This window comes from Aeribacillus sp. SP014 (genome assembly GCF_054055575.1).
Genome location: NZ_JBSRXI010000001.1, coordinates 1648782 through 1662511 on the forward strand (window position 1 = coordinate 1648782; position 13730 = coordinate 1662511).

Annotated in this window: 11 protein-coding genes and 1 pseudogene; 9 read left to right on the top strand and 3 right to left on the bottom strand. The window is 34.8% G+C overall.

The features are described from left to right. Position 1: 1 nt before the first annotated feature. Together ACVIJU_RS08130 and ACVIJU_RS08135 are read right to left on the bottom strand one after the other, a co-directional pair. A complete protein-coding gene (locus ACVIJU_RS08130; protein WP_340881301.1) occupies positions 2-562 on the bottom strand; it encodes an imm11 family protein in 561 nt (186 codons plus the stop codon). Then, on the bottom strand, positions 562-891 hold the full coding sequence (locus tag ACVIJU_RS08135; protein ID WP_207225800.1) for an AHH domain-containing protein: 330 nt from the start codon (positions 889-891) through the stop codon (positions 562-564). The genes ACVIJU_RS08130 and ACVIJU_RS08135 overlap by 1 nt, the downstream gene beginning before the upstream one ends. A 651-nt stretch (positions 892-1542) precedes the next feature. Here ACVIJU_RS08135 and ACVIJU_RS08140 point away from each other — a divergent pair. The 7 genes and pseudogenes from ACVIJU_RS08140 (at position 1543) to ACVIJU_RS08170 (ending at position 10581) form a co-directional block, all read left to right on the top strand. Then, positions 1543-1863 carry a hypothetical protein gene (locus ACVIJU_RS08140; RefSeq protein ID WP_456687456.1) on the top strand — a complete coding sequence of 107 codons (321 nt, stop codon included), beginning with the start codon at positions 1543-1545 and terminating at the stop codon, positions 1861-1863. A 637-nt stretch (positions 1864-2500) separates the two neighbouring features. Continuing rightward, positions 2501-3250: a DeoR/GlpR family DNA-binding transcription regulator gene (locus ACVIJU_RS08145; protein WP_066249044.1), complete on the top strand. Its 750-nt coding sequence runs from the start codon at positions 2501-2503 to the stop codon at positions 3248-3250. A gap of 2 nt (positions 3251-3252) precedes the next feature. Beyond that, complete coding sequence (gene pfkB, locus ACVIJU_RS08150) at positions 3253-4167, top strand: 1-phosphofructokinase (RefSeq protein WP_456687457.1); 915 nt, start codon at positions 3253-3255, stop codon at positions 4165-4167. Positions 4168-4180: 13 nt separating this feature from the next. Next, positions 4181-5698 (top strand): annotated as a pseudogene (locus ACVIJU_RS08155) (PTS fructose transporter subunit IIABC); the annotation flags it as partial. A gap of 198 nt (positions 5699-5896) precedes the next feature. Then, positions 5897-8911 (top strand): Eco57I restriction-modification methylase domain-containing protein, encoded by a 3015-nt coding sequence (locus ACVIJU_RS08160; protein ID WP_456687458.1) that lies wholly within the window; start codon positions 5897-5899, stop codon positions 8909-8911. Positions 8912-8927: 16 nt separating this feature from the next. After that, positions 8928-9263, top strand: a complete 336-nt coding sequence (locus tag ACVIJU_RS08165) for an N-6 DNA methylase (protein WP_456687459.1) — start codon at positions 8928-8930, stop codon at positions 9261-9263. Positions 9264-9288: 25 nt separating this feature from the next. Then, positions 9289-10581 carry a class I SAM-dependent methyltransferase gene (locus tag ACVIJU_RS08170; protein WP_456687925.1) on the top strand — a complete coding sequence of 431 codons (1293 nt, stop codon included), beginning with the start codon at positions 9289-9291 and terminating at the stop codon, positions 10579-10581. A gap of 149 nt (positions 10582-10730) precedes the next feature. On the opposite strand, the gene ACVIJU_RS08175 is transcribed toward ACVIJU_RS08170, so the two are convergent. Then, positions 10731-10928, bottom strand: coding sequence for a DUF7695 domain-containing protein (locus ACVIJU_RS08175; RefSeq protein WP_456687460.1), 198 nt, complete (start codon positions 10926-10928; stop codon positions 10731-10733). Between the two features lie 413 nt (positions 10929-11341). Here ACVIJU_RS08175 and istA point away from each other — a divergent pair, with 413 nt between their 5' ends. Further along, complete coding sequence (gene istA / locus ACVIJU_RS08180; protein ID WP_066251714.1) at positions 11342-12871, top strand: IS21 family transposase; 1530 nt, start codon at positions 11342-11344, stop codon at positions 12869-12871. Next, positions 12868-13626 (top strand): IS21-like element helper ATPase IstB, encoded by a 759-nt coding sequence (istB, locus tag ACVIJU_RS08185; protein WP_066251710.1) that lies wholly within the window; start codon positions 12868-12870, stop codon positions 13624-13626. The genes istA and istB overlap by 4 nt, the downstream gene beginning before the upstream one ends. Positions 13627-13730 lie beyond the last annotated feature (104 nt).

A 13730-nucleotide genomic window follows, 5' to 3' on the forward strand; every position in this document is an offset into this window, starting at 1 on the left:
TTTAGATTACTTTAACTTCTAAAAAGTCACATCCTGTTATATTATTTTTCTTTATTAGTTCTCTAAGTTCTTCTGATATGAATATTGGAATTTCATCACCCTTGAGTTTAATAATATGCTTTGATTGTATCGCCTCCTTACATAAAGCATATTTTTTTATACTATATATACTTTCACCATCAAGTTCAAACACACTATAATCTGAATTTTCTAAGTTTAATGCATCGACAACATTCAAAATGTTAGCTACCGAAAAACCTTTTAAAATTTTGTTTTCACCTTTAATCACTACATTTATAGGCAGATATTGTATACCATCATCTACTTTCTCTAAAATCGCTTTAAATCTTTCAGAAACTATAAACCACCCTAAATTGTTTGCTAAATAATCTGTTAATCTTTCTCCTTCTTTAGGGTCAAAGTAAAAGGTGATTTCGCTATTCCAATTATGAATATACTTACCTTCCGATAATTCATATTGTTCAAATCCCTTTGTATCTATACAGTATGCTACTACATCTCTATCATCACTATCATCCATTAGTAACTTATAAAATCTCATTATTTCTTCCTCCAATAATCTTTATAAAGCATCTCCGGGTTCTTTCTAATTTCCTGTTTTACTTGTTCGAATAATCTTAAAAATTTCCTTTTATCCCCCTTAGCTATTTTATCAAAAGTTCTAATATTGCTTAACACATACTCGTGATAAGCATTTGGATGTCTTCCATGATGAGGTAGTAATTCTATATTCCAAACGTCATCCAAATCTAGTCCATATTTTTTCGTTATAGCCTCTATTTGTGGAGTATATTTTTTACTTATTATTAGTAGCATAATGATGTTTTTGTAAAGGTTTACCTGCACCCTTAGTGCTAAGTTCAACGCCATCGTTGCCTGCTTTACTTACGCCTAAATTTACCTTTGTCTTCTCACTTAGATAAGCTCGAACTTTATTCTCCAATCCATTGGTGTTTTTGGGCGGAACTTTAACGTTCTCAATCCCTTCCATGGCAAATCCCATTTGCCGGTCAGGGATTGTATTTTTCAAATTGGTCAGGACGTTGTCTACGAACCGGCCGGCTTTCAGTGCATTATTTGCGCTTTTGTTTTTCAAATGGTGCGGGATTTCTTATCAATCATGCCTTTGCCTCATACACTGAGACCGACCAGGTCGCCAATACCTTTCTTCGTCTTTTCCCATTCAGAAGGGATAACTTGACATCCACTGCCTTCATGCCTCCGATTGAAACGAAATGGATTCCAACATGTGGAACAGCTTTCTGTTTCATTATAAGAGAAAATATGAAACTTTTGGTAAACAGAAAGAAAAAAAGGAATTTTAAGTAAAAACTACCAATCATTTTTCAGATTATGTTCTTATTTCAGATCGTAGGAACCGATCGAATAGACCTAAACCAATTTTTCCAGAATGAAATGTTAAAAATATGGTCTCACTCTTCCTTCAATTGAATGAGAAGGGAATGAGCCGGATGTTTACTTTATTAACACAGATGGGTCAGGTAAAATGGTTGATACAACATGGATTTCATTGTCGGCAAGCAAACTTTGAAATCTGTTTTAAACGGAAATAAAAAAGAGTCGTCGACCCCCAATCGTGCAAAAATCCCAGGGGATCGACGACTCTTTCAAATCTTTATTGAGTGCAAGCAAATCAAAGGTTTGATAAAAATTCCCCTTTTCGTTAAAATAAAAATAACCAGTCAAGCATTAAAAATGAAATGCTTATTTAACAACATTTTTTTGGGTTTTTATCTTAACTATGAGGAATTGAAACTTGATGGAACCACTAGTATTGCAAACGGCGTCATCAAAGTTTTTATCTTAACTATGAGGAATTGAAACTGGAGCTGCAAAGAAAAAACGGGGTTATCTTTTTCAGTTTTTATCTTAACTATGAGGAATTGAAACATTGTCATCCCAAACTCATGTACATTCGCGATCATTGTTTTTATCTTAACTATGAGGAATTGAAACTACGGTTTTCGCTCCTGGTACGAATCTCTCAAGTGTTGTTTTTATCTTAACAATGAGGAATTGAAACATCTAAGTATTCTTTCGATGTCATCCATGTTCACTGTTTTTATCTTGACTGTCAGGAATTGAAACTTTTGTTTTCTATCGTCGAGGTAAATCTTGATGGCTAGGTTTTTATCTTAACTATAAGAACTTAAATCTCATTCATTCGGACTGGTTCACAACACGCAGGGCAACGTTTTTCATAACTTATTTACTACCCTTTCTCCTTGACAGATATCTGTAGGAGAAAGGGTTATTTTATTGGCGAACATGATGTAGAAGATTCCTTTTTTTTCTCGTTTTGGATTAAATGGACTTGTCATATGATCGTTTGTGACTGATTTTTGTCATAAAACGACCATTTTTGAATGTTTTTGATAAAAAATGATAGATTTTCGAAAGTGCTTACACTATAATGAAATTAGAGAAATAGAAAACATCCAGATGGGAGTTGATAAGGCTGCTAACACCAGAGAGACACCGGATCATTTTAGAGCTGTTGGAACAAAAGGGAGTCGTCAAAATTCAAGAATTGGTGGAGGCAACCTCTTCGTCAGAATCTACGATTCGAAGAGATTTAAGCCAATTAGAAAAAGAAAAAAAGTTAAAGAGAGTTCATGGCGGAGCTTCCTTATTTCAACAAAGAAGTGAAGAGCTGAGCATCTCCGAAAAATCGACAAAGAATTTAGAAGAAAAGCGGATGATCGCTCAATATGCAGCGAGTCTCATTCAAGATGGTGATTGTATATATTTGGATGCGGGTACAACCACCTTTCAAATGATCCCGTACATTTCTGCTCAAAAAATAAAAGTAGTAACAAATGGATTAACCCATTTGGAAGCACTGCTTGAACAAAATATCGAAACCTATTTAACGGGTGGTTATGTAAAAAAGACCACAAGAGCTCTCATCGGTAAGGGGGCTCAAGAGGGGCTGCAATCGTATCGTTTTGATAAGGCCTTTATGGGTGTTAACGGCATCCACCTTGAGTTTGGTTATACAACTCCTGATCCAGAAGAAGCGGCTGTGAAAAGCCTCGCAATGAATCTCTCACAAAAGTCATTTGTTCTAGCTGATCATACAAAATTTAATGAATTTACCTTTTCAAAAATTACAGATTTAAATGATGCCATCATTATTACAGATGAAATTGATCAAGAAATCTTAGAAGAATTTTCAGCCAAAACCGCAGTAAAGGTTGTGAAATAATCATGATTTATACGGTTACCTTAAATCCATCGATTGATTATCACGTCCGTATTAATCACTTAAAAATAGGAGAATTGAACCGAGCGGAAGAAACACTTTACTTCCCGGGAGGAAAAGGGATCAATGTGTCCCGCGTATTGAAACGCCTTGGTATCGATAGTGTTGTATTAGGGTTTGCAGGCGGTTTTACAGGAGATTTTCTTAAGAATGCATTAATTAGTGAAAATATTGCCATCGATTTCACTGAGGTGGAAGAGCCTACCCGGATCAATATAAAGCTGAAAGGAGATCAAGAAACGGAAATTAACGGGAATGGACCTGCCATCTCAAAAGAAAAGCAGGAAAAGCTATTAGCAAAAATTTCTTCTTTGAATAAAGATGATGTTTTAGTGCTTGCTGGCAGTTTGCCTCCAACAGTTCCTGAAAATTTTTACGAGACGATAGCATCGATTTGTCAGGAAAGGGAAATACCGTTTGTCGTTGATACATCAGGACCGAGTCTAAAACGGTTGATACCTATGGGACCTTTTTTAATAAAACCGAACCATCACGAATTAGGAGAGTTGTTTCATGTAAACATTGAGACGGTAGAAGATGCAATAAAGTACGGAAAGAAGCTGCAAAATGAAGGAGCAAGGAATGTAATCGTTACCATGGGAGGAAACGGAGCAGTATTGATTAATGCTGATCATACCGTATTGGCCAAAGTCCCAAAAGGTAACGTGAAAAATACAGTAGGAGCTGGGGATTCAACTGTTGCCGGTTTCTTAGCCTCCTATATTCAAAACCATGACGCGATCAAAGCATTCCAACACGGCGTCAGTGCCGGAAGTGCAACAGCATTTTCAGAAGATTTATGTACAAAGGAAAGCGTGGAACAGCTTCTTCCAAATATTCGCTTGGAAATTTATCGGTAAGGAGGATTGTATAATGAAAATCACGGATTTATTAACAAAAGAGACGATTATATTAGATTTACAGTCTGCTACCAAAATGGAAGTACTTAATGAATTAATAGAAACGCTTGCGAAGGCAGGGAAGCTTCACGATAAAGAAGCGTTTAAGGAGGCCATCCTTGCTCGTGAATCTCAAAGTACGACTGGAATTGGCGAGGGGATAGCGATTCCGCATGCTAAAACGAATGCAGTTAAACAGTCTGCGATCGCATTTGGTCGTTCAAAAGCAGGCATTGACTTTGAGTCTTTAGATGGTAAGCCCAGCCATTTATTTTTCATGATTGCAGCTAGTGAAGGCGTCCACAATGCTCATCTAGAAACACTTTCCCGTTTATCGACATTGTTAATGGATCAAGAGTTTCGTAAAAAAATTGAATCAGCCAATTCTGCTGAAGAAATCATTGAAATTATCAATGAAAAAGAAAAGGAAAATGAAGAAGAGAGCGAGCAGATCGATTCTAAAAAAGGAAAAATTTTAGCCGTTACCGCTTGTCCGACTGGTATTGCTCATACGTATATGGCAGCGGATGCTTTGAAGACAAAAGCGAAAGAGTTAGGCGTTGACATTAAGGTTGAAACGAATGGTTCAAGCGGTGTCAAAAATAAGCTGACGCCAGAAGAGATCGAAGAGGCAGACGCAATCATTGTGGCTGCAGATAAGCAAGTGGAAATGGACCGTTTCGATGGCAAACATGTCATTGAAGTCCCTGTTGCACAAGCCATTCGCCAACCAAAAGAGTTGATTGAACGAGCATTAAAGAAAGACGCACCTATTTACAAAGCTTCGGGAAAAGAAACAAATTCAGCGTTTCAACGGGGAGAACGAAAAGGATTTTATAAGCACCTCATGAATGGGGTTTCAAACATGCTGCCATTTGTCGTTGGCGGCGGTATCTTGATTGCCATTTCATTTATTTTTGGGATTAAAGCGTTCGATCCGAACGATCCATCTTACCATCCGATTGCTGAAGCATTGATGACTATTGGCAAGGAAAATGCCTTTAAATTAATGATTCCTGTTTTAGCCGGATTTATTGCCATGAGTATTGCGGATCGTCCGGGATTTGCTCCGGGAATGGTCGGAGGATTTTTGGCAGCAAATGGGGAGGCCGGTTTTCTTGGCGGATTAATTGCCGGTTTCTTAGCCGGATATTTAGTCGTTCTTTTAAAACGAATCTTTCAGGTGCTGCCGCAATCATTAGAAGGGATTAAGCCAGTCTTACTATATCCTTTATTCGGTATTTTAATTACAGGTTTTATTATGATGTATGTGGTGAATGATCCTGTTAAAGCGATTAACGATGGATTGAAAGCTTGGCTGGAAGGCTTAGGAACTGGGAACTTAGTTCTTTTAGGTTTGATTTTAGGGGGAATGATGGCTGTAGATATGGGAGGTCCGATCAACAAAGCAGCCTTTACATTCGGTTTAGCGATGATTGATGCAGGAAACTACGCCCCGCATGCTGCGATTATGGCTGGCGGTATGGTTCCTGTGACATAAAGCATAAAATTTCCGTTTGGAAACTTTATGCTTTATTTTTTTAGGAAATTTTATACTTTATTCTTCAGGTTCTTTTATTTTCATGAGGGTTAGTCTCATCTGCGGTGTTGTAAAGGAAAAGTACCCAAATCTTCTTTAATTCCTATATAATTGTATATAAGGAAATATATTTAATAGGAGCGTATTGATATGAAGGTAATACAAGAATTAGTGGAGAACTTTAAGAGTAATTTAAATTATTTTAAGTCAAATAAATTTAATTATAATGAACATTCAACCAGAATTGAATTTATCGATCCCTTTTTTCAAGCATTAGGATGGGATATAAGTAATAAAAAAGGATTGCAGCCAACTATACGTGAAGTAATTCCAGAGGATTACATAAAAGCCACAGCAAGACCGGATTATACATTTTCCGTTAATGGTATAAAGAAATTTTTTGTGGAGGCAAAGAAGCCTTCTGTCGACATTCTTAAAGATTTATCTTCAGCTTTTCAGGCAAGAAGTTATGGTTGGTCAGCTGGTCACTTGATAACTGTTCTTACTAATTTTGAATATTTGTTAATTTACGATACAACAATTCCTCCAAAAGAAGGAGATTATCCACATACTGCTTTACTAAAAAAATTCCACTTTACTGAATATGTCGATAAGTGGGAGGAAATTAGTAATATTTTATCTAGAGAAACTTTATATAGTGGTAAGTTTGATGAAGGGTTCCAATATTTATTAAAATCAAGGGACTATAAATCTATAGATAATTACTTTTTACAAGAAATAAATCGTTGGAGAGTAATGCTGGCAAATGAGCTTTTAATAAAACATGGAAAGGATTACTCTATTGAGTATATAAATGATATATCCCAAAACTTTATTAACCAAATGGTATTTTTAAGAATTTGTGAGGATCGAAATTTACCAATATATCACAAGTTACATGAAACAATAAGTAGTCCCCAAAAAATGAAAAGTGAATTACTTAAAGTATTAAAAGTAGCTGATAAAAAGTATAATTCAGGACTTTTTAAAGATAATCAAATTATTTTAGATTTAAGCGATGAAATTATTCTGGATATTATTAAGAGCTTATATTATCCTCAGAGTCCATATGTTTTTAGTGTTATTGAAGGAAATATACTTGGAGAAATATATGAGTTATTTTTAGCGGAAAAATTAGCAATAGAAAATAACTCAATAGTTTTGACAAAGAAGAAAGATAATATAAATAGGGACATTGTATCAACTCCTAATGAAATAGTAAAATTTATGGTTGATAAGGCATTAGGTCCACTGAGCAAAGGAAAGCATCCAAATGAAATTTTACAATTAAGAATTGCCGACATAGCATGTGGATCTGGGTTATTTTTAATAGAAGCTTTAGATTATCTAATAAAAAGAACAACAGAGTGGTATTTAAATAATCAACCTGAATATCTTATTGAGATAGGAAATGGCGATTATTCAATTCCTTTCGAAGATAAAAAGGAAATATTATTGTCATGTATTTATGGCATAGATATCGACCCTAATGCTGTTGAAGTAGCAAAGTTTAGTTTACTTCTAAAAATACTCGAAAATGAAACGATTCCAACACTTTTTGATAAAGAACAATTGTTACCTTATTTGGATGAAAATATTAAGCAAGGCAATGCTCTTGTAGATTATAATCATTTAAAAAAGATAAAAATTGAAGAAAGTGAAAAATATGAAATTGCACCTTTTAATTGGAGTTTTAGAAATGGTGTAGAAACTTTTAATGTTATTCTTGGTAATCCACCTTATGTTACAACAGAAGATATGGTTAACCTTTTACCGAAAACTGAATATGAGATATATAAGAAGAAATACAAAACTTCGTATAAACAATTTGATAAGTATTTCATATTCATAGAACGAGCATTAGATAAATTAGATCCTAATGGTACTCTATGTTATATAGTCCCAAATAAATTTTCTAAGATTAAATCAGGCCAAAAATTGAGAAAGTTACTTACAGATAACTATTATCTTAAAGAATTCATAGATTTTAATTCTGTACAGTTATTTAAGAAAAAAGGAATAACTACATATAGTTCAATATTGTTAGCCATAAAAAATAAAAACAATACATTTGATTTCGAAGAAGTAACAAACTTGAATGAATGGTGGGCATCTATTGACAGTGAAAAGTCAAAGAATAAGGTCACATTAGATAGTAGAATTTTGTCTGAATCATCTTGGGTATTAGTTTCTGATCAGAAAAAGGCAAAGTTAATTAATAAATTGTATGAGAACGCAATACCTTTGTCAAAAAATGCTGAAATATTTAATGGGATTCAGACAAGTGCAGAATCTCCTTTCCCTGTTTATTGGTTTAGTAAAGACCAAATTATTAATGAGGATGATAAATATATTGAAGTTATAAAAAATGATAATCGATATTTAATTGAAAAAGGAATCTTAAGACCATATTTTAAACCAACAAAACACTCAGAACGTAATATGGGAACATATGATGCTTTTGAGACTAATAAGTGGATTATTTTTCCGTATGATAATGAAGGAAAAATAATACCCAAAGATAAAATGCAAAAAGATTATCCAAAAACATATTATTATTTAAAGCAGCATTATAATAGGTTAGTTCCAAAACAAATTACTGGAAATAATAAGGGGAGAGACGTTCCTCATGCTACCGAAGATACTTGGTATCATTATGGTAGAATCCAAGCGCTTACTAGATTTATAAATACACCTAAATTAATCGTAGGAATTTTAACTAAGAAACCACTTTATTTATATGATAATACAGATATGTTAATTGCATCTGGTGGTACAGCTGGATATTGTGCAATTGCTGAAAAGGAAAACAGTTTATATAAAATTGAATTTATACAAGCAGTTTTAACACACCCGGCTATTGAATGGTTGACATCAATTATTGGTAGCGATTTCGATAATGGTTACCATTCAAGAGGAACAGCAGTCTTGGAAAATATACCAATTATAAATATTGACTTTGGAAATGAGAATCAAGCAAAGCTATATTATAATATTATTGAGATGACAAAAAGAATATATGCAATTAATGAAGAATTAAAACGTAAATTAGATAAGAGAAAGTACAATGTATTATCTGGCGAAAAAAATGAACTTATAAAAAATATTGAAGAATGTGTGAGTAAACTTTATGGTATAGAAGAATTACTCCAAGTGATTACTTGAAAGGTGATTTATTTAAATGAAACTTAAAGAAGATAGTACGGAACAAAAATTAAGAGGGGGATACTATACTCCTAAAGCGTTAGCTGACTTTATAGTAAAATGGGCATTACCTAAGAAAAGTAAAGAAAACAACTATGTGAAAATATTAGAACCAAGTTGTGGGGATGGAGTTTTCTTAGAAAGTGTGATTGATCAATCTGATGGTATCCCTATTAAATGTACAGCAATTGAGCTACTTGAAAGAGAAGCGCAAATAGCGAAAGAAAGAACTTTTTATCATCCTGATATAAACATTATAGTTGGTGATTTTTATGAACAATATGAAAGGAGTTTAAAAAAACAAAAAATTTGATGTAATTATAGGTAATCCCCCTTATATTCGTTATCAGTATTTAACAAATGAGCAAAGGGAAACACAGGCTAACATACTTGTGGAAAACGGAATGAAATCAAACAAATTAATTAATGCTTGGGTATCTTTTGTTGTAGCCTCTGTTCGTATGTTAAATATGAACGGGAAAATTGGTCTAGTAATCCCTGCTGAACTTCTCCAAGTTGCTTATGCAGAAGATTTGCGTTTGTATTTATTGAAAAATTTATCAAAGTTAACAATTGTCACGTTTGAAGAACTAATTTTTCCGGATGTCCAACAGGAAGTAGTTTTACTACTTGGTGAGAAGACTGAAAAAAAAGTGAAAGAAAAAAATAAGATTAGCATTGTAGAAGTTAAGAATATTGATGCCTTAGAAAAACAGTTCTATAGTATTCCAATTGAATTTAAAGAGGTAGACCATACTACAGATAAATGGACAAAGTACTTCCTATCTAATCATGAAATTCAATTAATAAATTTTATAAAAAATCATAGTGGATTTTGTGAATTTAGGGAAATGGCTGAAGTGGATATTGGTATAACTACTGGTAATAACAAATACTTTTCAGTAGATAAAGAAACTGTAGAAAGATTTAACTTGCATGATGTTAGTATTCCTTTAATAGGTAGAAGCGCTCACGCAAGCGGTCTTTATTTTACCTATGAGGATTGGAAAAAGAATGTTGATAAAGGTGTTCCTGCCCAACTTCTATATTTTCCTAACGAACCATTTGAAAAGTTACCTACAAATTATCAAAAATATATAAAGTATGGCGAAGAGAACCAGATGCATACTGGATATAAATGTAGAATTCGTGAAAATTGGTATCATATACCATCTGTATGGGTTCCAGATGCATTCTTTTTAAGAAGAAATAATAAGTTTCCAAAATTTGTTTTAAATGACATTAGTGCTGTTAGTACAGATACAATGCATAGAATTAGGTTTAATCAGGGAATTAATAGAGATAAAGCTCTGCTTTCTTATTATAATAGCATCACTTTTGCCTTTACCGAAATAGAGGGTCGAAGTTATGGTGGTGGTGTTCTTGAAATACTGCCCGGTGAAGTTGAGAAAATAGTACTTCCAAACTTACAAAATTTTGATGATAGTATTGCCAAAGAATTAATTAGTAAAATAGATCGAACAGTACGTAATAATGAAGATATAGAACCTACTCTGGATGAGGTTGATGAAATTATTTTGGTTAATTATTTACGAATTAATATAGAGGTAGTTCAAGCTTTTCGAAATATATGGAAGAAACTGATGAATCGGAGATTAAATAGAGGTTAAATATTTTTTATATTAAACTGTTAATGAGTGGTAGACTACCACTCATTTTCATTTTAAAACTTTTTTTGAGCCAATTTAAATTCATTATTAGAATAAGGTTTTTGTAGTAGATGATTTCTTAAGGAAAACTTAATTCTATAAGCTTTTTCTCACAATTTATATTCGGATAACTCCTCGTAATGTAATTCTGCTGGATTTGATCTATAAACACGTTTTGGATAATGTAATCCACCATCTATACCTACTGCCCCACACTTACATCTTTGAAAATCATATATAGTTTTGGATTCTATAATGTCCCCACAATGTTTGCAACGAATTCGGTTTCTTTTTAGTTTCTTCTGCATTTTTTATCTCCTTTTTTCAATAAGAGAGTTATAAATAAAATTTTATAAGTTATTTTTAAAAGTCAATCTTGCTCAACTATAAATTAAAATACCCATCCAAAAATATTTTTTACGTAGTGAACCATCAAAATTATAATTAATGATTTAAGACATTTAATAAATAGAATTTAAGTTTATTTGCATATTAAAATCCAGAACATGCATTCGTGTATGTGTTATAATATATTTAGTAAGAACATTTGTTTTGTTAAAGGAGAATGGATTTGAAATCTAAAGCTGTATTTGATAATTTAAAATTGAGCCACTTTTGAAGGGTTCGATCACATAAAAAATGAGCCACCTGATTTCCAATTTTCATTACCTCCCTTATGATTGAAAGTGCCTAAACTTTTCATCAGAGGGAGAGAAAAAGGATGATCAAGATGGCTCAATTTCATCATATCAAATTCTTGCATGAGGTAGAAGGGCTATCCCAACGACAAATTGCTCAAAAATTAGGGATTTCAAGAAATACCGTAAGCAAATATCTAAAACAGAATGAGGCTCCAACCACCATTCATCGGCAGAAAAACTATCATGGAAAGGAGTATTCCGATGAAACGAAGCGAGTCTTGCCCATTATTGATCAATGGCTCGAAGACGATCTAAAACGTTGGGGAAAACAACGTCATACCGCTGCCAGAATTTATCGAAGATTGGTCGATGAGTACGATTTCAAAGGATCTGAGTCCAACATCCGTAAGGTTGTAGCCAAACGTAAGAAGAAGCTACAGGAAGTCTTTATTCCCCTTGACTTTCAACTCGGCCACCAATTCCAATTCGACTGGGGAGAGGCGGATATTATTCTACAGGGTCGAACACAACGAATTTACCTCTTTTGTATGCAACTTTCGGCAAGTCGAATGCGATTTGTACGAGCATACCTGCATGAGAAACAGGAGGCTTTCTTAGATGGCTTTGTCCATGCGTTTGAATTCTTTGGAGGAGTACCTACCGAAGGGGTATTTGATAATTTAAAAACAGCCGTAGTAAAAATACTCCAAGGGAGAGATCGTCTCGAACAGGATGCTTTTCTAGCCTTACAATCCCACTATTTGTTTAAGGCAGAGTTTTGTAATATTCGTTCCGGGAATGAAAAAGGACGAGTGGAAGGGACGGTCGGATACGTAAGAAGAAACGTCTTCGTTCCGCTTCCGGACGTACAATCGCTGGAGGAATTAAACGCTTATCTATTGGACTGGTGTTTGAGAGAGGCGGAAGAAAAAACCGTTCCGTTCACTAAAGAAACGGTTGCGCAAATGTGGGCGAAAGAAAAGGAGTATCTACACCCACTCCCTGAAAAGAAGTTTGAAGCTTGCCGATTAGTCTCTTGTCAGGTGAATAAGACCTCTTTAATTACAGTGGAGACCAATCAGTATTCTGTCCCTTGTAGTTATGTAGGTCAAGCTGTATGGGCAAAAATATTTGTCGATCATGTGATCGTTGTGGCTCAAAATCAAGTGATCGCTGAACATCCTCGTTCTTACGAACGGAACCAGATGATCACCAATCTAGATCATTATCTGGAGGCATTATTAAAAAAACCGCGAGCGATTCGGGATGCCCATGCATTTCAATCATCTGACCTTCCGGATGTATTTAGGCGTTTTCACCGAAAAATGAGGGAACAAGAAGGAGCCGCGGGCGACCGTAAATTTATCCGACTCCTTCTCCTTCATCGAGAGATCGGGATGGAAAAATTGACACAAGCATTACGAGAAGCTGAACAAGCGCAGGTCTATCGGTATGAAGTCGTCCATGAAATCATTCAAAGACTGACGAATAACTACTTGCAGGTCCAAGATCTATCTAAGGAGAAAACGCCTGTAAATCTACTAGACTATAAAATTCAAAAGGCAAACGTAGCTCAATACGGACAATTAACGGGAGGTCAGATGAAATGACAACAGAAATCCTTTTAGACCATATCACGAAGCAATTGAGAATGCCTACAATTGCGAAACAATATCGCTCTCTCGCAAGAGAGGCAGAAGAAAGAAATCTACGGTATGAAGAATACTTATTGGCACTATTAGAAGCAGAAGTGCAGGCAAGAGAGGAAAATCAAAGACAGCGAAGGCTCAAACAAGCTGCCTTTCCCATCCACAAAACTTTAGACACCTATGATTTTACTTTCATGCCGAGCTTAAATCGAAATCGATTTCTCACACTCGCAAAAGGTGAGTTTGTAGAGAGAAAAGAGAATATTATTTTTCTAGGGAATAGTGGCACAGGGAAAACCCATTTGGCCATTGGGCTTGGAATCGCCATGATCCAAAATGGCTACAAAACCAAATTCATTACTGCTTCCGAGTTAGTGGAAGAGTTGCTTATTGCTAAAGAAGAGCACAAACTTGGTGCGTTTGAGAAGAAGTGGCTCAAATATGATGTGATCATCGTAGATGAACTGGGATATATCCCCTTTTCCAAAACAGGAGCAGAGCTATTATTTCAGTTCTTTTCCAATCGCTATGAACGTGCAAGTGTCATCATTACAACAAATCTTGAATTTGTAGAATGGACGAACATTTTTGGGGATGAAAAGATGACAGCAGCGTTGCTTGATCGGCTCACTCACCGTTCGCACATTCTTCTTCTAAACGGAGAATCTTATCGATTCCGTCAAAGTATGAAACAGAGGGAAAATGGGGAGTGGTAGCCAGGTGCGCGAAGCGTTTGGATGAGTTGCCCCTAGGGGCAACTCATCCAAACACCCACCTTCTCCCATTTATGGGAACTCTGATTCTAAAAGTGGCTCACTTT

What these genes read in the sequence shown, in the direction of transcription:
- ACVIJU_RS08130 (WP_340881301.1), bottom strand. Translation starts at nt 562, where the DNA reads ATGAGATTTTATAAGTTACTAATGGATGATAGTGATGATAGAGATGTA.
- ACVIJU_RS08135 (WP_207225800.1), bottom strand. Translation starts at nt 891, where the DNA reads ATGGCGTTGAACTTAGCACTAAGGGTGCAGGTAAACCTTTACAAAAAC.
- ACVIJU_RS08140 (WP_456687456.1), top strand. Translation starts at nt 1,543, where the DNA reads ATGGATTTCATTGTCGGCAAGCAAACTTTGAAATCTGTTTTAAACGGA.
- pfkB (WP_456687457.1), top strand. Translation starts at nt 3,253, where the DNA reads ATGATTTATACGGTTACCTTAAATCCATCGATTGATTATCACGTCCGT.
- ACVIJU_RS08160 (WP_456687458.1), top strand. Translation starts at nt 5,897, where the DNA reads ATGAAGGTAATACAAGAATTAGTGGAGAACTTTAAGAGTAATTTAAAT.
- ACVIJU_RS08165 (WP_456687459.1), top strand. Translation starts at nt 8,928, where the DNA reads ATGAAACTTAAAGAAGATAGTACGGAACAAAAATTAAGAGGGGGATAC.
- ACVIJU_RS08175 (WP_456687460.1), bottom strand. Translation starts at nt 10,928, where the DNA reads ATGCAGAAGAAACTAAAAAGAAACCGAATTCGTTGCAAACATTGTGGG.
- istA (WP_066251714.1), top strand. Translation starts at nt 11,342, where the DNA reads ATGATCAAGATGGCTCAATTTCATCATATCAAATTCTTGCATGAGGTA.
- istB (WP_066251710.1), top strand. Translation starts at nt 12,868, where the DNA reads ATGACAACAGAAATCCTTTTAGACCATATCACGAAGCAATTGAGAATG.